This is a genomic window from Pseudomonas sp. NPDC012596 (assembly GCF_042902325.1).
GTDB lineage: Bacteria > Pseudomonadota > Gammaproteobacteria > Pseudomonadales > Pseudomonadaceae > Aquipseudomonas.
The window spans coordinates 135,921-154,753 of record NZ_JBIBEB010000013.1; the positions used below are offsets into that span (position 1 = coordinate 135,921).

19 protein-coding genes are annotated in these 18,833 nt (G+C 64.3%); 7 read left to right on the forward strand and 12 right to left on the reverse strand.

What is annotated here, in order from left to right:
• Positions 1–181 precede the first annotated feature (181 nt).
• From ACFY68_RS17080 to ACFY68_RS17090, 3 genes are all read right to left on the reverse strand, one after another.
• Complete coding sequence (locus ACFY68_RS17080; RefSeq protein WP_387529538.1) at positions 182–1,153, reverse strand: biotin-dependent carboxyltransferase family protein; 972 nt, start codon at positions 1,151–1,153, stop codon at positions 182–184.
• Positions 1,150–2,037 (reverse strand): allophanate hydrolase subunit 1, encoded by an 888-nt coding sequence (locus ACFY68_RS17085; RefSeq protein WP_387529541.1) that lies wholly within the window; start codon positions 2,035–2,037, stop codon positions 1,150–1,152. Before ACFY68_RS17085 ends, ACFY68_RS17080 begins: the two co-directional genes overlap by 4 nt.
• A 92-nt stretch (positions 2,038–2,129) precedes the next feature.
• Positions 2,130–2,888 carry a 5-oxoprolinase subunit PxpA gene (locus ACFY68_RS17090; protein WP_387529544.1) on the reverse strand — a complete coding sequence of 253 codons (759 nt, stop codon included), beginning with the start codon at positions 2,886–2,888 and terminating at the stop codon, positions 2,130–2,132.
• Between the two features lie 119 nt (positions 2,889–3,007).
• Here ACFY68_RS17090 and ACFY68_RS17095 point away from each other — a divergent pair, with 119 nt between their 5' ends.
• The 3 genes from ACFY68_RS17095 (at position 3,008) to ACFY68_RS17105 (ending at position 6,959) form a co-directional block, all read left to right on the forward strand.
• Complete coding sequence (locus tag ACFY68_RS17095) at positions 3,008–3,925, forward strand: LysR family transcriptional regulator (protein ID WP_346613102.1); 918 nt, start codon at positions 3,008–3,010, stop codon at positions 3,923–3,925.
• A 100-nt stretch (positions 3,926–4,025) separates the two neighbouring features.
• Positions 4,026–6,092 carry a maltose alpha-D-glucosyltransferase gene (gene treS, locus ACFY68_RS17100; protein ID WP_387529547.1) on the forward strand — a complete coding sequence of 689 codons (2,067 nt, stop codon included), beginning with the start codon at positions 4,026–4,028 and terminating at the stop codon, positions 6,090–6,092.
• Positions 6,093–6,329: 237 nt separating this feature from the next.
• Positions 6,330–6,959 carry a riboflavin synthase subunit alpha gene (locus tag ACFY68_RS17105; protein ID WP_346613100.1) on the forward strand — a complete coding sequence of 210 codons (630 nt, stop codon included), beginning with the start codon at positions 6,330–6,332 and terminating at the stop codon, positions 6,957–6,959.
• 80 nt (positions 6,960–7,039) lie between these two features.
• Here the strand turns inward: ACFY68_RS17105 and ACFY68_RS17110 are convergent, their stop codons facing one another.
• The 6 genes from ACFY68_RS17110 to ACFY68_RS17135 all read right to left on the reverse strand — a co-directional run bounded on the left by ACFY68_RS17110 (position 7,040) and on the right by ACFY68_RS17135 (position 13,036).
• Complete coding sequence (locus ACFY68_RS17110) at positions 7,040–7,744, reverse strand: SDR family oxidoreductase (RefSeq protein WP_387529550.1); 705 nt, start codon at positions 7,742–7,744, stop codon at positions 7,040–7,042.
• Between the two features lie 113 nt (positions 7,745–7,857).
• Positions 7,858–8,745, reverse strand: a complete 888-nt coding sequence (locus ACFY68_RS17115) for a LysR substrate-binding domain-containing protein (RefSeq protein ID WP_387529553.1) — start codon at positions 8,743–8,745, stop codon at positions 7,858–7,860.
• A 34-nt stretch (positions 8,746–8,779) separates the two neighbouring features.
• Positions 8,780–10,282, reverse strand: a complete 1,503-nt coding sequence (gene proP / locus ACFY68_RS17120) for a glycine betaine/L-proline transporter ProP (RefSeq protein WP_346613097.1) — start codon at positions 10,280–10,282, stop codon at positions 8,780–8,782.
• A gap of 91 nt (positions 10,283–10,373) precedes the next feature.
• The gene (gene hemB, locus ACFY68_RS17125) at positions 10,374–11,348 is read right to left on the reverse strand and encodes a porphobilinogen synthase (protein WP_346613096.1); all 975 of its coding nucleotides are present in this window, start codon (positions 11,346–11,348) and stop codon (positions 10,374–10,376) included.
• 274 nt (positions 11,349–11,622) lie between these two features.
• Positions 11,623–12,516 carry a PA4780 family RIO1-like protein kinase gene (locus ACFY68_RS17130; RefSeq protein ID WP_387529556.1) on the reverse strand — a complete coding sequence of 298 codons (894 nt, stop codon included), beginning with the start codon at positions 12,514–12,516 and terminating at the stop codon, positions 11,623–11,625.
• A gap of 88 nt (positions 12,517–12,604) precedes the next feature.
• A complete protein-coding gene (locus ACFY68_RS17135) occupies positions 12,605–13,036 on the reverse strand; it encodes a multidrug/biocide efflux PACE transporter (protein WP_387529559.1) in 432 nt (143 codons plus the stop codon).
• A 94-nt stretch (positions 13,037–13,130) separates the two neighbouring features.
• Between ACFY68_RS17135 and ACFY68_RS17140 the strand changes: the two genes are divergently transcribed.
• Positions 13,131–13,985 (forward strand): LysR family transcriptional regulator, encoded by an 855-nt coding sequence (locus tag ACFY68_RS17140; RefSeq protein ID WP_387529561.1) that lies wholly within the window; start codon positions 13,131–13,133, stop codon positions 13,983–13,985.
• Between the two features lie 5 nt (positions 13,986–13,990).
• Here the strand turns inward: ACFY68_RS17140 and ACFY68_RS17145 are convergent, their stop codons facing one another.
• Positions 13,991–14,884, reverse strand: a complete 894-nt coding sequence (locus ACFY68_RS17145; RefSeq protein ID WP_387529564.1) for a DUF2950 domain-containing protein — start codon at positions 14,882–14,884, stop codon at positions 13,991–13,993.
• Positions 14,881–16,236, reverse strand: a complete 1,356-nt coding sequence (locus ACFY68_RS17150; RefSeq protein ID WP_387529567.1) for a DUF3300 domain-containing protein — start codon at positions 16,234–16,236, stop codon at positions 14,881–14,883. The genes ACFY68_RS17145 and ACFY68_RS17150 overlap by 4 nt, the downstream gene beginning before the upstream one ends.
• A 177-nt stretch (positions 16,237–16,413) precedes the next feature.
• Here ACFY68_RS17150 and ACFY68_RS17155 point away from each other — a divergent pair, with 177 nt between their 5' ends.
• The 3 genes from ACFY68_RS17155 (at position 16,414) to ACFY68_RS17165 (ending at position 17,918) form a co-directional block, all read left to right on the forward strand.
• Positions 16,414–16,665: a hypothetical protein gene (locus ACFY68_RS17155; protein ID WP_387529570.1), complete on the forward strand. Its 252-nt coding sequence runs from the start codon at positions 16,414–16,416 to the stop codon at positions 16,663–16,665.
• A 76-nt stretch (positions 16,666–16,741) separates the two neighbouring features.
• Positions 16,742–17,122, forward strand: a complete 381-nt coding sequence (locus ACFY68_RS17160) for a VOC family protein (protein WP_387529573.1) — start codon at positions 16,742–16,744, stop codon at positions 17,120–17,122.
• Between the two features lie 76 nt (positions 17,123–17,198).
• Positions 17,199–17,918: a TorF family putative porin gene (locus ACFY68_RS17165; RefSeq protein ID WP_387529576.1), complete on the forward strand. Its 720-nt coding sequence runs from the start codon at positions 17,199–17,201 to the stop codon at positions 17,916–17,918.
• A gap of 18 nt (positions 17,919–17,936) precedes the next feature.
• Here ACFY68_RS17165 and ACFY68_RS17170 read toward each other — a convergent pair whose 3' ends face one another.
• The gene (locus tag ACFY68_RS17170) at positions 17,937–18,818 is read right to left on the reverse strand and encodes a LysR family transcriptional regulator (protein WP_346613068.1); all 882 of its coding nucleotides are present in this window, start codon (positions 18,816–18,818) and stop codon (positions 17,937–17,939) included.
• Between the last annotated feature and the right edge of the window lie 15 nt (positions 18,819–18,833).

Sequence of the window (18,833 nt, forward strand, 5' to 3'; positions counted from 1 at the left end):
GCGAAGCCGGTGCCATCCACCGCGGCGCCTGCTTCGCGGCTGAAGCCGCTCCTACAGGGTATGCGGCGCGCTCGCGGGCTTTGTTCTCTGCGCGACAGCGCAGCCCGAAGGGCTGGGTAATCTCCCACAGGGTCCGCAGCGCAGCGGATACTGTGGGCGCAGGAACCGCTGGCCTGGCAGATCAGCTGAACAACCTGCCCAGATACCCCAGTTTCTTCTTGTACGACCGCCGCGCCTCAAGCGCCTCTTCCATGCTCACCGGTAAAAACCGCGCCTGCTGGTTAGGCTGCATCTGCCCGACCAAGTCCAGGTCAGCGCTGATCACCGTGCCGATCATGGCATAGCCCCCACCCGACACCGCATCACGGTGCAGGATGATCGGCTCCAACCCCGCCGGTACCTGGATCGAGCCGATCGGGTAGCAGCTGTCGACGATGTTGGAAGGGTCCGAGCCGGCTCCAAACGGCTGCTCACGCGGCTGGAAGCTCAACGCACCGCCACCGCGGTAGCGGTAGCCGATGCGGTCGGCCTCGGAGCCGACCGTCCAGGCATCGGTAAAGAAGCGCTTCGCTGCGGCCTCGGTCAGGCGGTGGAAGTACAAGCCCGGCACCACCCGCAACACCACTTCGCCGCCCAACGCCTGGCGCAGGGCCATGGGCAGGCTGGCACCGGCCCGGGTCTTGCCGCTGGGCACGCCGACCGGCAGCACATCACCGGCCACCAGCTTGCGCCCATTGAAACCACCCAGCGCCCCCAATGCGTATGTAGAGCGGCTACCCAGCACCTGCGGCACATCGATCCCGCCCGCCACCGCAATGTAGGCCCGCGCCCCAGCCGTGGGGAAGCCAAAGCGCAGCACTTGCCCAGCCCGGACTGCAAACGCGGTGTCAGGCCGCTGCTCACGGCCATCGAGCAACGCCGGCATCTGCGCGCCGCACACCGCCACCAGCGCGTCCTGGGTAAATTCCAGTTCCGGCCCTACCAGCGCACACTCAAGCCCGGCCGCACCTGCCGGGTTGCCAACCAGCTGATTGGCGGCGCACAACGCGTACTGATCGAGCGCGCCGGACGGCGGGATACCGAGGTGGTAATAGCCTTCGCGGCCGAGGTCCTGCACCGAAGTCGCCAGGCCAGGTTTGCGTACCTTGATCATGCCAGCGCCTCCTGCAACGACTTGGGATAGCCGACCGGGTCGGCGAGAAATGCATCGAGGGAAAACTCCACCGCGCGAATGCGCAGGTCGAAACGGCCCTCCTCGACATCTGCCACGGCCTGGTCGTAGGCCTGGCGGTCGATGGGCTTGAACTGCACGATGTCGCCCGGGCGGAAGAACACCATGTGCGCCTTGAGGTAGTTCAGCGTCTGCTGCGGGTCGTAGATGGGGGCTGGGGTAACACCGAACATCTGGTAGCCCCCTGCCCCACGCACCGAATAGATACAACCGAAGCAACCGCCATGGCCGAGGGTCAGCTTCGGCGTGTCAGTGCGCGGGCGCAGGTACTTGGGTACCTGCAACTGGCGCTCGCGCTCGACCATCTGGAACATGAACGGCAAACCGGCGACGAAGCCGACCATCGACACGAACCATGGCGCACCACTGTGCGCAGCGATGAACGCTTCGACGTCGGCCAGGCCATTGATGCGGGCCGCGTATTCCAGGTCGGTGCTGCTCGGGTCCTGGTGGCGGTCGCGAAAGCGCATCAGGGTTTCATGGGTCCAGGGGTCGTTGTACAGCACCGGAATCTCGATGATGCGGGTGTGCAACGAGCGCTCGGCCACCGCCTCGGCCTCGGCGCCGCGCACGGCTTCGAGCAGCGCATCAGGGGCGATGCGGTCGGGGTCGAAACGGATCTGAAACGAGGCGTTGGCCAGGCAGATGTCGAGCACGCCCTCCAGCGCCAGGCGCTCTACGGCACGGGTGACGGCCATGCCTTTGAAGAAGGCCTCCAGCGACATGCTGTCGCTGACCTCGGCGAACAGGTGCTCGTCGGCACCGAAGCTGTAGCGGATCGGGGTACTGGCAAGCGGCTCGGCCATGTCTGCTCCTTTTTTGGAATCTTTATCGTAAGGCAGGCAAAAACAATGCTGTGCGGTGGCACCGGTGTCTGCGCATCGGCGGCCCTTGAAACTCAACGGGGTGTGCGCACCTCGATGGCTGCGGCGTCCAGCGCCGCCCGCGTGGCCTCGACCAGGCAGAGTGCCCCTGGGGTATCGCTGTGCAGGCAGATGGAATCGAACTCGATGGCCAGGTCCTGGCCTTCTACCGTACGCACCACGCCTTCCCGGCAGGCGCGCAGCACACGCTCGGCGACCGCCTGCGGCTCGTAGCCACGCACATTGCGGGTAAACACGATGGAGCCGCTCAAATCGTATTCACGGTCGGCGTAGAACTCACGCACCACCGGCTGGCCCAGTGCCTGGGCAACGCGGCAGATCACCGAACCAGGCATGCAGTACAGCAACAGTTCAGGCTCGATCACCCGCAGGTTCTGCACCAACAGCAGGGCGGCTTCTTCGTCGCGGGCCAGGTGCATGTACAGCGCACCATGCGGTTTGATGTGCTGCAGGCTGACGCCCTGCGCACGGGCAATTTCACGCAGCGCACCGAGCTGGTAGAGCATGTCGTCGACCAGTTCCTGGGCCGGTGCGTTGATGTGCCGACGGCCAAAACCGACCAGGTCACGGAACCCTGGGTGGGCGCCTACCGCCACGCCCAGCGCCTTGGCCCGCTCGACCGTGCGGCGCATGGTGCCCGGGTCACCGGCATGAAAGCCGGTGGCGATATTGGCCGAGCTGATGAAGGCCATCAGCTCATTGTCGACACCGTCGCCGATGGTCCACGGGCCAAAGCCCTCGCCCATGTCCGAGTTGAAGTCTACTGCCTGCATGCCTGCTCTCCTGGTGCTTGTGACTGCGTGCTGGCCACGTTAGATTCTCTGCCACCCCTTGGGAAGATCTATAAACAGATAGGGTATCTTCTGAAAATCAGATACCCGGGAGTGCCTTCGTGTCATTGACCCTGCGCCAGGTCCGTTATTTTGTCGCCACCGCCGAAATCGGCCAGATCTCCCAAGCGGCGATCCACCTGAACATATCCCAGTCGGCAGTGACCACTGCGATCAAGGAACTGGAGGCCATGCTGGGCGCGCTGTTGTTCCAGCGCTCACCCCAGGGCATGAGCCTGACCGACGCAGGGCGGCACTTTCTGAACCGCGCCTACGTGATCTTGCGCAGCGTCGACGATGCGCTGAACAGCCCCCTGCCCGATGTGCGCGCCAGCGGCCTGCTGCGCCTGGCAGCGAGCTACACGGTGCTCGGCTACTTCCTGCCACATCACCTGCAACGGCTGGAGCACTGGCACCCGGACGTGACCCTGGAGGTGCACGAGCAAGAACGCAGCGCCATCGAGCAAGGCCTGCTCGAAGGCCGCTTCGACATGGCCGTGGTACTGACCGCCAACCTCACCCACCCGGATATCGTCTCCGAAACCCTGTTCAACTCCGAACGCCGGCTGTGGCTGCCCAGCCACCACCCGCTGTGCGAGCGCTCGGCGGTGAGCCTGGCGGACGTCGCCCACGAGCCGTTCATCCTGCTCACCGTGGACGAAGCCGAACAAAGCGCCATGCGTTACTGGGAACTGGCCAAACAACGCCCCAGCGTGCGAGTACGCACCAGCTCGGTCGAGGCGGTGCGCAGCATGGTCGCCAATGGCAGCGGCGTGGCGATCCTCTCGGACCTGGTGCACCGGCCCTGGTCGCTGGAGGGCAAGCGCATCGAAACCGTGACCATCAGCGACCCGGTCACGCCCATGAGCGTCGGCCTGGCCTGGCACCGCGAGCGGGCGTTCAGCCCGGCGATGCAGGCGCTGCGCAACTACTTCCACGATGCCTTCCTGGCGCCGCAGCAGCTGTCGGCCCGGCGATAGCAGCCCGGCGCAATGCCCGCCAGGAAAACCTCAGCCGAACGTTCAGCGTCCACTATCGTCATACCTTGAGCCGGTTGCCGACACGCAGAGAGGACGCGAAATGACTTCACCCGACCCGTCATACGTCAAATGGCTCGAAGAGCGCTCCATGCTCAAGGCTTCGCAAGAGCGGGCCCGGCTGTACTCGGGCCAGTCACGCCTGTGGCTCAACCCCTACGCCGAAGCGCAACCGCGCCGCGCCACCGACATCGCTTCGGTGTGGCTGACGGTCTACCCCGACGCTATCATCGCCCCCGAAGGCTGCTCGGTGCTCGGCGCCCTGGGCCACGAAACCTTGTGGAAGCGCTTGTCAGAGATTGGTGTACAAGGCATTCATACCGGCCCCATCAAGCAGTCCGGTGGTGTAAGCGGGCGCGATTTCACGCCCAGCGTGGACGGCAACTTCGACCGCATCAGCTTCGACATCGACCCGCTCTACGGCAACGAACAGGAACTGGTGCAGATGAGCCGCATGGCGGCGGCGCACAACGCCGTGACCATCGACGACCTGATCCCCTCGCACACCGGCAAGGGCGCCGATTTTCGCTTGGCCGAGCTGGCCCATGGCGCCTACCCAGGGCTTTACCACATGGTCGAGGTGCGCGAGGAAGACTGGCCGCTGCTGCCCGAGGTGCCGCCCGGCCGTGATGCGGTCAACCTGCTGCCGGCCCAGTGCGACGAGCTCAAGGCGCGCCACTACATCGTCGGCCAACTGCAACGGGTGATCTTCTTCGAGCCGGGGGTCAAGGAAACCGACTGGAGCGCAACCCCGCCCATTACCGGCGTCGACGGCAAGACCCGGCGTTGGGTGTACCTGCACTACTTCAAAGAGGGCCAACCGTCGCTCAACTGGCTGGACCCAAGCTTTGCCGCCCAGCAGATGATCATCGGCGATGCCCTGCACGCGCTGGACTGCCTGGGCGCGCGCGGCCTGCGCCTGGATGCCAACGGTTTTCTCGGGGTCGAAACACGCGCCAGCGGCACTGCCTGGTCGGAAAGCCACCCGCTGTCGATCGTCGGTAACCAGATCATCGGCGGCATGATCCGCAAAGCCGGTGGCTTCAGTTTCCAGGAGCTGAACCTCACCCTGGACGACATCGCGCAGATGTCCAAGGGCGGCGCCGACCTGTCCTACGACTTCATCACCCGCCCGGCCTATCAGCATGCCCTGCTGACCGGCGACACCGAATTCCTGCGGCTGATGCTCAAGGAAATGCATGGCCTGGGCATCGACCCGGCGTCGTTGATCCACGCGCTGCAGAACCATGACGAGCTCACCGTCGAGCTGGTGCACTTCTGGACCCTGCATGCCCATGACATGTACCTGTTCAAGGGCCAGACCCTGCCCGGCAACATCCTGCGCGAGCACATCCGCGAAGAAATCTACGAACGCCTGTCGGGTGAGCATGCGCCCTACAACCTGCGCTTCGTCACCAACGGCATCTCCTGCACCACTGCCAGCCTGATCACGGCGGCCTTGGGCATTCGTGACCTGGAGCAGATCGGCCCGGCGGATATCGAGCTGATCCAGAAGGTGCATTTGCTGCTGGTGATGTACAACGCCATGCAACCCGGGGTGGTCGCGCTGTCGGGCTGGGACATGGTAGGTGCCCTGCCGCTACCGGCCGAGGCGGTGGCCGAGAGGATGCTCGACGGCGATACCCGCTGGATCCACCGGGGCGGTTACGACCTTGCCGGGCTCGACCCGCAGGCCGAAACATCGGTGCGCGGCATGCCGCGGGCGCGCTCGCTGTACAGCAGCCTGGACAGCCAGCTGGAAAACCCTGATTCGTTCGCCAGCAAAGTGAAAAAACTGCTCGCCGTGCGCCAGGCTTACGGTATCGCTGCCAGCCGCCAGGTGCTGGTACCCGAGGTCAGCAGCCCCGGGTTGCTGGTGATGGTGCACGAACTGCCGGCCGGGCGCGGCATTCAGATCAGCGCGCTGAACTTTGGCCAGGAGGTGATCGCCGAAGAGCTGGTGCTGACCGGCTTCACACCGGGGACGGTGGTGGACATGGTCAACGAGACGGTCGAGGGCGACCTGACCGAGGATGGGCGGCTGGTGGTCAACCTGGACCCCTATGAAGCCCTGTGCCTGAGGATCGTGAACAGCAGTGGGCATGTATGAGCACCCTGACACCATGGTTATTGTAGGGGCGGCCTTGTGTCGCGACGGGGCCGCGCGGAGGCCCCGGCACTAATTGCGGCGCCGCAGAAACGGGGGCCGCCTGGCGGCCCATTGCTACCGGTCCGGCGCCCCGGCAAGGCCGACCCCACAGGGTGACGTTGCGGCGGCAACCGCTTGCATTCCTGGCCTTACCGGCATAGTTTCCGGGCAATCAATTTGCACGCCAGGAGCCCATCCATGTACACCGGCATCGTCCAGGCCGTTCGCCCTCTGCTTGCGGTAAACACCTACCCGGGCCACAACCAGTTCACCATCGACCTCACCCCGGAGCTGCTCGAAGAGCTGAAGATCGGCGCGAGCGTCAGTGTTGAAGGCACCTGTCTGTCGGTCACTGAAATCGATGGCACTCAGGTGAAATTCGATGCCATGACCGCCACCCTGGAACGCACCAACCTGCGCTTCTTCAAGGCCGGCCAGGGCGTCAACATCGAGCGGTCAGCGAAGATGAACGCGGAAATCGGCGGGCACCTGATGGCCGGCCACATTGCCTCCACCGCCGAGATCGTCGAGCTGTCGATCAAGGAAACCGGCGCCTTCATCCAGTTCCGTATGCCGCCGGAGTGGGCCAAGTACGTGTTCCCCCGTGGCTTCCTCGGCGTCAACGGCTGCAGCCTCACCGTGGCCGAGGTGGACGACACGCTGATCACCATCAACCTGATCCCCGAGACCCTGCGCCAGACCACCTTCGCCAACTACAAAGCTGGCGAGCTGATCAACATCGAAGTCGACCACCAGACCATGGTGCTGGTCGATGTGGTGGAGCGCACCCTCAAAGGCACCCTCGCCCGGGAAAAATTGTTGCCCTGAACGGCTTCATCAAAGCCCGCGAGCGCGCCGCACCCCCTGTGGGAGCCGGCTTGCCGGCGATGAGGCCTGACCAGACAACCTCAGATACTGCGGGTAATGCCGCCGTCGACCTTGATGTTCTGCCCAGTGATGTACGCCGCGCCATCGCTGGCAAGAAACGCCACGGTCGCGGCGATTTCCTCACAGGTGCCATAGCGCTTGAGCGGCACGCTGTCGCGGCGCGCGTCGGTGGCCGGCAGGCTGTCGATCCAGCCCGGCAGCACGTTGTTGATGCGGATATTCTCGGCGGCGTACTTGTCGGCAAAAATCTTGCTGAACGCCGCCAGGCCCGCGCGGAACACGGCCGAAGTGGGGAACATCTCGCTGGGCTCGAACGCCCAGGCGGTGGAAATGTTGATGACCACCCCGCCCTGCTGACGCTGCATGACCGGCGTCACCAGGCGGGTCGGGCGGATGACGTTGAGCAGGTAGGTGTCCAGGCCCTGGTGCCAGTCTTCGTCGCTGATTTCCAGGATCGGCGCACGCGGGCCGTGGCCTGCGCTGTTGACCAGTACATCGATACGGCCCCACTTGGCGACCACAGCATCGACCAGGCGCTTGATATCGTCATTGGACTGGTTGCTGCCGGTTACGCCGATGCCGCCCAACTCGTGCGCCAGCGCCTCACCCTTGCCCGAAGACGACAGTATGCCGACCTTGAAGCCGTCGGCAGCCAGGCGCCGCGCCGCTGCTGCGCCCATTCCACTGCCGCCTGCGATCACGATTGCCACTTTTTCGATAGCCATGAAGCCCTCCCACTCGAACGTTGTTCTGGAAAAGTGATGGGCCCAGACTAGCACTCGGTTCCCGCCTCGAGAGAGGCAGCCAACCTTCAAACACTCGATAGAAAAACTACTGACTAAGACGCCTGTTGAAGCAACCAGGCACGCACAGTGTCCAGTGCCGGGGGCTGATAGGCAGTGCGCGGCCACACCAGGTAGAACGCCTGGTCCAGGCTGAGCTCGTGGTCGAACGCCAGTGCCAGCCGGCCCGCCTCGATATCGCGCTTCACGAAATGATAACTGGCCAGCGCCAGCCCTTGCCCATCAATGGCCGCGTCGATTGCCAACGCCGTCTGGTTGAAACGCACGTTGCGCGCCGATGCCTGCAGCGGCTGCAGAAAGACTTCGCTGATGAAGTCGGGCCAGAAGTTGTGGGCGTCGTGCAGCAAGGTGTAACGCTGCAACTGCTGAAGATCCGCAGGTTCCCCCTGCGCCTGCAACAATGACGGGCTGGCGACCGCGACAATGCGCTGCGGCAAAAACAGCTCGGTATTCAGCGCCGGGCCAAACGGCGGCCGCCCGTAGCGCACGGCAATGTCCACGCCCTCCGGGCGAAACTGTGAAAGGCGATCGGTGGCCAGCACCTGCAGGTCAATGCCGGGGTGTTGCTCGGCGAAGGACGAGAGCCGAGGGATCAGCCACTTCGCCGCAAAGGTCGGGGTAACGCTGATGGTCAGCTGCGCGCCGTCGGGCCTGAGTGCCTGGGTGGCGCTGCTGATCAGGGCGAAGGCGCTGCGGATATCGCTGCTGTAACGCTGGCCGGCACCCGTAAGGCCAAGGCCCCGGGGCAGGCGCTCGAACAGCTTGATCCCAAGGTTGGCCTCGAGCCCGCGAACCTGCTGCGCCACCGCCGCCTGGGTGACGCCAAGCTCCTGCGCCGCCAGGCGAAAATTGAGGTGCCGCGCCACCACCTCGAATACCCGCAAGCCATTGAGCGGCGGCAGCGCGGAAAAACCCTCGGCCATATAGATAATCTACTGAGAGAACAGACCCCCCACCTTAATCGATGCGGGGGTGCTGCTGCACCAGCAACTTGCGCTTGGCCTCAAGCTCGGCAATCTGCTCGTCGATGTCCTCGATCTTCTGCTCGATGTTGTCGTGGTGCTCCTGCAACAGCTCGCGGGCTTCTTCAATGTCCGAAGCGGCAGGCGCGGCACCGCGCAGCGGCTTGTTGGCGGTCTCTTTCATGGTCACGCCGGTGATCAGGCCGATTGCAGCAATCACCATCAGGTAGTAGGCCGGCATGTACAGGTCGCCGGTAGTTTCCACCAGCCACGCGGTGAGGGTCGGGGTCAGGCCGGCGATCAGCACCGAAATGTTGAAGGCGCTGGCCAGGGCGCTGTAGCGAATGTGCGTGGGGAACATCGCCGGCAGCGTCGACGCCATCACGCCAATGAAGAAGTTGAGCATCACCGCAATAATCAGCAACCCGGCGAAGATCACCCCCAGTACGCCACTGTTGATCAGCATGAACGCAGGGATGGCCAGGACGAACAGGCCTACGCTGCCGACCATGATGAACGGGCGACGGCCCCACTTGTCGCTGAGCAGGCCGATGATCGGCTGCACGAACAGCATGCCGACCATGATCGCGATGATGATCAGCACGCCGTGGTCTTCGCTGTAGTGCAGGTTGTGCGACAGGTAGCTGGGCATGTAGGTGAGCAGCATGTAGTAGGTGACGTTGGTGGCGATCACCACGCCGATGCAGGTCACCAGGCCGCGCCAGTGCTGGGTAGCAACCTCCTTGAACGACACTTTGGGCCCCGAGGCCAGGCCTTCGCGGTCACCCTGTTCAAGCTTCTCGACATGCTGCTGGAACGCCGGTGTTTCCTCCAGCGCATGGCGCAGGTAGAGGCCGATGATGCCCAGCGGCAACGCCAGGAAGAACGGCAGGCGCCAGCCCCATTCGAGGAACTTTTCCTCGCCGAGTATGGTGGAAATCAACACCACCACGCCCGCGCCCAGCACGAAGCCTGCGATCGAACCGAAGTCCAGCCAGCTGCCCAGGAAGCCGCGCTTGCGGTCCGGGGCGTATTCGGCGACGAAGATCGAAGCGCCGGTGTATTCGCCGCCCACCGAGAAGCCCTGGGCCATTTTCGCCAACAGCAGCAGGATCGGCGCCCAGATACCAATCGAGGCGTAGGACGGTATCAGGCCGATGGCGAAGGTGCTCAGCGACATGATCACGATGGTCGCGGCAAGGATTTTCTGCCGGCCGAACTTGTCGCCCAGGGCACCGAAGAACAACCCGCCCAACGGGCGGATCAGGAACGGTACCGAGAAGGTGGCCAAGGCCGCGATCATCTGCACGCTGGGGTCAGCGTTGGGGAAAAACACCTTGCCCAGGGCATAGGCGACGAAGCCGTAGACGCCGAAGTCGAACCACTCCATGGCATTGCCCAGCGCCGCAGCGGTGATCGCCTTGCGCATCTTGGCGTCGTCGACGATGGTGATGTCTTTCAAGCCAATCGGCTTGACGCTTTTCTTGCGTGATTTCATTCCAGTGTCCCTGTAGCTGTGGCTCTTTGGCATCAGATACACAGGGACACAAAATAATTCCACGCAAAGCGATTTCTTGCTGCTTTTAGCGTCAGATCCCTTGTTGCGCCAAGTCCATGGCGAAGTACGTCAGGATCAGGTCGGCACCGGCCCGCTTGATCGCACCGATGCTTTCACGCACCACACGCCCTTCATCGATGGCACCGGCCAGGCCGCCGAACTTGATCATCGCGTACTCGCCGCTTACCTGGTACGCCGCCAGCGGCAGGCGCGAAGCCGCACGGATGTCGGCGATCACGTCGAGGTAGGCACCGGCCGGCTTGACCATCAGCACATCGGCCCCCTCCTGCTCGTCGAGCAGCGACTCGCGCACGGCTTCGCGGCGGTTCATCGGGTTCATCTGGTAAGCCTTGCGGTCACCTTTGAGCACAGTGCCGCCGGCCTCACGGAACGGGCCGTAGAGCGACGATGCGAACTTGGTGGAATAGGCCATGATCGCCGTGTCGTGGAAGCCTGCGGCATCCAGCGCACCGCGGATCGCCTGGACCTGCCCGTCCATCGCCGCCGACGGCGCGATGAAGTCGGCACCGGCCGCTGCCGCGATCACTGCCTGCTTGCCCAGGTTGGCCAAGGTGGCGTCGTTGTCCACGCCATGGTCGTGCAGCACGCCGCAGTGGCCGTGGCTTGTGTATTCGCAGAAGCAGGTATCGGACATCACCACCATTTCGGGCACGCTGTCCTTGCAGATGCGTGCCATGCGCGCCACCAGGCCATTCTCGTTCCAGGTGTCGCTGCCGGTAGCATCCAGGTTGTGCGAAACGCCGAAGGTCATCACCGACTTGATGCCGGCACGGGCGTAGCGCTCGATTTCCTGGGCCAGCAGTTTTTCAGGGATGCGGTTGACCCCGGGCATGCTGGAGATCGGCACGAAGTCGTCGATGCCTTCTTCGACGAAGATCGGCAGGATCAGGTCTTCGAGGCGGAACTCGGTCTCCTGGAAGATCGTGCGCAGGGACTCGTTCTGACGCAGACGGCGGGGGCGAACGGAAGGGAAAATGTTGGACATGACAGCTCCAGGGAATACGGACGGCGTACACCATATGCCTGTTGTGCGCCAGTGAAAAGGCTGGGTGACGAGATTGTGTCTTGCGCGGGGGGTAATAGCCGGGATATGCGGTGGCCAATCTGGCCTCATCGCCGGCAAGCCGGCTCCCACAAGGGAGCGCAGCGCAAGCGAATCCTAGACTGCCCCCGAGTGTTGGGGTGGTGTCCAACATCTTGGGGGCAGTCCATCCTGTGGGAGCCGGCTTGCCGGCGATGAGGCCAGTACCGCCACTACATTACTGCAACCAAGGCGGCGGTGGTTCTTCGCCCTTCACCGGCCCATGCTCGGCTTCGGCCAGGGCAGCGCGGCGGCGGGCATCATCCAAGCGCGCCGCTTCGATCTCGCGCATCACCCCACCCACGTCCGCTTCATGCTCGTCATCGGCGAATTCGCCGGTCAACGGGCTGTCGGCGCGCAACTCACCCGCCTCATACAGCGCCCACATTTCCTGGGCATAGCGGGTGCCTTTCAGCTCCGGGGCAAAGCGCCCGAAATAGTGGGCCATGTTCGCCACGTCGCGCTGCAGCATGCTGAACGCATGGTTGTTGCCGGCGGCATCCACCGCCTGCGGCAGGTCGATGATCACCGGACCGTCAGGGCCCAACAGCACATTGAATTCCGAAAGGTCGCCGTGCACCAGCCCGGCACACAGCATCAGCACGATCTGGCGAATGACGAAGGCGTGGTACTCACGCGCCTCCTCGGCCTCCAGGTGCACGTCGTTCAAGCGTGGGGCTGCGTCGCCGTCGGCGTCGGTCACCAGCTCCATCAGCAGCACGCCGTCCTGGAAGTCGAACGGTTTGGGCACCCGCACCCCGGCACTGGCCAGGCGGAACAGCGCCGCCACTTCGGCGTTCTGCCAAGCATCCTCGGCCTCTTTGCGGCCGTACTTGCTGCCTTTGGCCATGGCCCGGGCCTGGCGGCTATTGCGCACCTTGCGGCCCTCCTGGTACTCGGCGGCCTGGCGGAAACTGCGTTTGTTGGCCTCTTTGTAGACCTTGGCGCAACGTACCTGGGCGCCGCAACGCACCACGTAGACGGCAGCTTCCTTGCCGCTCATCAAGGGTCGCAGTACTTCGTCGACCAGTCCGTCTTCAATCAGCGGTTCGATTCGTTTTGGCGTCTTCATCAGGCTTGTGTTCGGGGTCCTGTCTGGCCTTATGGCTGGGTTGGCGGACATCCTCTCACAGCCTGATGCGACTTGCTCGTTTGTCTGCTCAGGCGGCTGCCCGACGCTGCTCGATCATGTACCGGCCACGGTCGAACGCCCAGTTGTAGACCACTGTGTAGGGCAGAATGATCACGAAGAAGCCCAGCTCGACCATGAACGCCTGCCACAACGAAATCTCGAGCATCCAGGCCGCCACTGGCAGGCACCACACCACCAGCCCCGCCTCGAAGCCCAAGCCGTGAACGAAGCGCGACAGCGCCTTCCACTGAATGCGCGGCGTCACAACGAAACGGTCGACCAGCGCGTTGTACACCATGTTCCAGGCCATCGCGATCAGCGAAAGCGTGACGGCCAGGCCACCGGCGGTGGCCAGCGACTTGCCCATGATCCAAGACAACAGCGGCGCACACAGCAGCACGGCAAAGACTTCATAGCCAATGGCATGAACCAGACGTTCGGTGAAAGCGGCTTTTTTCATGACAAATTCCATCCAGATAATGACCTCTTGCTTCACATTTTCTTTGATGGAACTGATACTCACCACATAGCACCTATCGGTTTTATCAATACCTATGCGCTACTCACCCGAAGCCCTCGTTGCCTTTGTCGAAGCCGCTGCCCTCGGCTCGTTCTCCGCTGCGGCGCGCAAATTGCGCAAGAGCCAGTCGACCATCAGCATCGCCATCGCCAACTTCGAGGCGGATGTGGGTTGCCCGCTGTTCGACCGCGCAGGCCGCCACCCTACGCTCAACACAGCGGGCCGCCAGGTGCTGGGCCACGTGGAGGCGATCCTCGATGCCAGCGCCAGGCTGGATGCCTTGGCGGTGCGCCTGGCCGGGCAGGTCGAGCCACTGGTGTCGGTGGTGATGTCCGACAGCTACAGCGTGACGTTCCAGGGCGCGGTGATCAGCCGCTTCGCAGCCAGCTACCCGCACACCGAGCTGCGCTGCGGGCCAGCCGAAGACGCCGACGTGATCGACATGATCCAGCAGGGCATGGCGCACATCGGCATCCTCGCCGCACAGCCGCAGTACCCGGCCGACGTGGCCGTGGCACGCCTGCCAGAGCAGGCGGAGTTTGCGGTGTATGTCGGCACCGGGCACCCGCTGGCCACGCTGGCGGCAGTGCAACCGCAGCACCTGGAGAACGAGCGCCAGCTGTATATCCGGACTTACGCCCCCAGCCTGCACCACGGGCGCGGCCAGGCCTGGTCGGCGCCCGACTACCTGACCTTGCTGGAATTCGCCGTGCGCGGCTTTGGCTGGGCCGAGCTGCCCAGGGCGCTGGTGTCGCGCTTTGGCAGTGGCCTGGTGGAATTGCCAGTGGCCGGTTACCCACGGCGGGTCGCCATGGATGTGGTCTGGTCACGCGGCCGCCCACTGGGGCCGGCTGGGCAGTGGCTGGTGCAGCAACTGCTCGAGCGCTAAGCCGGTCAGTCGCTGCCGTCGACAGCAACCACCTGCCAGCTGTCATCAGGGTCAAAGCGCTGCATGGCCTTGGCCAGCTTGTCGCCCTGGGGCCCCAGGTCTTTCTCGAACACCTGGCCGTCGTGGCTGACCATGAAGCTCATCACCCCGGTGTCGTCGTACCTTGCAGGCCAGGCGACCATGGCGAAGCCACGGCTCATCTGCGTGCCGATCAGGTAGCTGTAGGCACCGCCCGGGGCCGACGGGCCTTGGGCATCGAGGATGCGGAAGTGATAGCCGTACCAGTCGTCACCCACTGCATCCTGGCCGAACAGCGGGCCTAACGGGCTTACCTGTCCGTCGGCCTCGCCCTCCCAGTACAAGCCGTCGTGCTTGCCGGGGGTGCTGAAGATCTGTTGGGCGTACTCCAGGGCACCGTTGCCGTTGCGGTCTTGCGAGGCGTATTCCATCTGCGCATCGTGGTAGGCAAGCAGCGACTGCACGGCCGCCAGCTCATCGCGGCCGATGCGCCGTGCACGGATCTCGGCGCTGCCAGCCTTGAGGTCGAAGCGCCAGCCGCTGGCACTCTGTGCCAACGGAATCGGCAAGGTCCAGTGCTCGCTGCCTACCGCCAGTACCGCCTGGCGATCACCTTTCTGTTCGACCTGATGCTGCTGGTGGTACTGCTGCAGGAAGGCATCGACGTCGCTGCGCTGCACGCCTTCGCGAGGGATGTAGGTGCGCCAGTCGTCGCCGAGCAACTGCGCCAGGCGCGCCTGGTCGGCACGCTCCGTGCCCAACGCCTGGACGAAGGCTTCGACGGCCTTTTCAGGTGTCGGGAATGCCTGCTGAGCGGCGGCCAGGCTTGACCCTGCACTGCCCAGGGCAACCAGGCAAACCGTGAGGATTGTCTTGTTCATCGCCGGCCTCCTCCGCCGCCGCGGCGCATGGGCGCGCTGGGCCGGGAGATGGCGTGCCCCGCCGCGCGCGATGTATTCGGCCGTTGCGCGAGCGTCTGGCTGGTGCGGCCGCGATCGGCCTGGGCCGTGGTGCGCGCTGGTGAGCGTACGCCCTCGAAGGCATTGTTGCGCGCCCTGCCGGCACTGTTGTTCGGCCTGTTCTGCAGCGTCTGGCGGGCCTGCGGATTGTCGCGGTTGCTCCTGGCCTGCGGCTGGCGGTCGGTGGCACGCGGGCGGTTGGCCTGGGCATCGCGCACCTGGTCACGGGCCTGGCGGTTGCTGGTGGCCGGCCGTTCGATGCCCGCCTTGTCCATCGACGCGCGGGCGCGGTCGCGGGCCTGGGCGCGCTGGGCGTCGTCGCCTCGGAACGCCGCACGCTGGCTTGCCCCGTCAAGCTGTCGCCCATATTGCTGGCGGCTGCGGTTGTCGCGGTACGGCACGCCATCACGGTGCACGGCGTTGTGCTGCCAGGTGTTCTGGTTGTTGCCGATGCGGTTGTTGACGTTGATGTTGTTGTAGCGGTTGACGTCGATATCGATGTCGTTGCGCCCCCAGTCGCAATCGCCCCACAGCGAATTGACGATTGCCACCCCGGTGCCAAAGGCCAGCCCCGCCATCAGCGCCGTCCCCGCGTAATACAGCGGCGACGGCGGGTAATACACGGGCGGCGAAGCCGGGTAGGCCCAGGTGCCGTAGCTAGTGGTCGGGTTGTAGGTGGGCACATAGACCACTTGCGGGTCGGCCGGCTGGATGATGATGGTGCTGGCCGGCGCACTGCTGGCGGTAGAAGCCGGTGCAGCCTGCACCGTGACGTTCTGGTACTGGTTGCTTTGCAGGTTGCCTGCCGCCTTCGCTTGCTGGCGCAAACGCTGCACGGCGCCCATCACATCATCGGGCTGGGCCAGAAAGGCATCCCCCAGGCGCTGCACCCAGACCGGGTCCTGCCCGAGCACCACCAACACCTGCGGGAACGCTACCAACGCCTGGACGCTCGGGTCCCAGGGCTGCTTGGCCACTTGCTTGACGGCATCATCACCCTGGGCCTTGGGGTTGGCCTTGGACCAGGTCACCGCTTCGGCCACTTCCCCAGGGTAGGTGGCGGCCATCAGCACCTGCGCCAGCAGTGCATCGGGGTACAACGCGATGGGCGCCAGCATCTGGTCGAGCTGTTCTTGGTTGAACACCGCCTGCTTGGCCGGGGGGACTTCAGCGGCCGAGGCCGCAGGGGCGGGAGGCGATTCGCCTTGGGCAAAACCCGACGCAGCACTCAGGCAGAGCACCGCCGACACGATACATAGCAATGGCATGCGCATCACAGTTCCCTCGGGTGAAGCCGCGTGGGGTGTAAGCCTAGCAAAAGCTGCGTTTTGCACACCGTACTTGCCAGCATCAATAGTCACTATCGAGAAGGGCAATTTCTACTGATGACGCTCACCCAATAACCTAACTCCATCGATTCGCCACTTGCCCCCCGTATCCTGGAGCTTCCAATGAACACCAAGGCCCGCCTGCTGCTCGCTGCCCTGACCGCCACTGGCATTGCCGTGCTCAGCGGTTGCACCAGCCACCCCGAACTGCGCCCTTACACCGCCGAAGAAAACCGCCAGCTGCAACTCGAAGCCATTCAGCGCCAAGCCCTGTCGCTGGATGAGTACGAACTGCGCAAGCGCGTGATCCTGCGCGCGGCGAGCCCGCAAGTGGTGACCGAGGTGGCCGAGACGCAACCGGGGTTCAGTGGCTGAGTTGAAAGACGTGCGGGGCGCTCTATCATGGTGGCTGCCGGGCTGAACCTTTCAGCCCTTACCACTGAGGTTGCCAATGATCGACCACCTGGACCATCTGGTGCTGACGACCGTCGACGTGCAAGCTTGCACCGACTTCTATACCCGAGTGATGGGCATGCAGCTGGAAACCTTCGGCGCCGGCCGCCTGGCCTTCCGCTACGGCAACCAGAAAATCAACGTGCATGTGCGCGGCCATGAGTTCGAGCCCAAGGCTCACCTGCCCGTGCCTGGGGCACTCGACCTGTGCTTCATCGCCAGCGTCAGCCTGGAGGCAGTGATCGCCCACCTGGAGCAGGCGCAATGGCCCATCATCGAGGGGCCTGTCACGCGCACTGGGGCGACCGGGCCGATCCTGTCGGTCTACGTGCGGGACCCGGACCTCAACCTGATCGAGATTTCCCAACCCCTTCAATGAGTGCCATGTGGTTTTCCCTGCTCGGCAACACGGGTATCCTGTGCCGCTCAAGAGCAAGCCTTCCAGGACGGTGACCATGATCAGGCCCCTTCTGTTGTTGAGTGTGGCCCTTCTGTTCAGCCAGGCGCTGCAGGCGCAGCAGATCCAGCGCCAACTGGGCGATTTCGACTTCAAGCTCGGCACCACGCCTTCACGCAGCATGGCCCAAGGGCTGATTTCACCGAGCGCGGCCGGCACCTTTCACGGCGGCCTGGACCTCAGCCACCCCAGCGGCTGGTACCTCGGCCAATATGCCCCGAGCATGGGCGTTACACCCGATTCCACCCTGCGCCTGGACAGCTACCTGGGCTACAAGGACCATTTCGACAGCACATTGGGTTACGAAGTGGGCCTGATCCACTACAGCCAACCCAATATCGCCGGGCCCGACAGCTATGCCCTTTATGGCGGCATATCGATCATGGGCAGCCGCATCGGCGGCGCCTGGCGGGACAACCCGGACAACCGCACCGGTACCCTGTTCGCCGACTTCGGCCAGTTGCCGTTGCTCGATGCCGACTTCACCGTCAAGCTCGCCCACCATCGCCTGGGCACCCCCTTCACCATCGGCGACGGCAGCCAGGTGAATGGGTTTTCGGACTGGTCTTTGGAGCTGTCGCGGCCGTGGCTTGGCATCGACCTCAACCTGATCTACAGCAACTCCAACCTCAGCGGTGGTGGCTGTGATGCCTACGCGGGCATCAACACCTACTGCGATAGCATGGTCACGCTCAAGGCGCAGCGCAGCTTCTTTTAGCCTGCCGGGGGCATGGCGTCAGATCCCTCCCCCCGCCAGCAACTCTGTCATCACTTCGGCCAGCGCCTTGATCATCACGTCCGCCGTCGGCCGGTGGAGGATGACGATTTCGTAACTGTCCACCTCCGGCAACCCCTGCTGCTGCCCCATTACCCGATGTTCACGGGTGGCAGCGCGCGGTGGCAGCAGGCTGATGCCCATGCCATCGGCCACTGCCGCCTGGATACCGCTGAGGCTGGAGCTGGTGAAGCTGATGCGCCAGCGCCGGCCCATGCCTTCGATCGCGCTGATCATGTCTTCACGGTACAGCCCACGTGGCGGGAAGGTCACCAGCGGGATCGGGTCGAGCTCGAAGGACGGCATGCGCGCGCTGTCGATCCATTGCAGGCGCTCGGGCCAGCAGGCGACGCCTTCGCGGGTATTGCGCCGCTGCTTGAGCAGCACCAGGTCGAGTTCACCGTTGTCGTACGCCTGGCTGAGGTCGCGACACAGGCCGCTGGTGACTTCCAGCTTGACCTGCGGGTGCAGCCGGCTGAAGGCCGACAACGCATTGGTGGTGCGCCCACCGACAAAGTCTTCCGGCACGCCCAGGCGCACGGTAACGCCGACCATGGCCCCGGCCAGCGCTTCTAGCATCTGGTCGTTCAGCGCCAGCATGTGCCGGGCATAGCCGAGCAAGGTCTGCCCGGCGTCGGTAGGCAGCACGTCGCGGTTGCCTCGCACCAGCAGGCGGTGGCCGACCATGTCCTCCAGGCGCCGGACTTTCTGGCTGATGGTCGACTGGGTCGAGTGCAGGCGTGCAGCGGCCGTGGTGAAGCTGCCGCAATCGGCCACCACGACAATGGCGCGCAGCAGGTCGAGGTCGAACAGGGCTCTATTCGATTTCACGCTGATGGACATCTTGGTATTCAACTA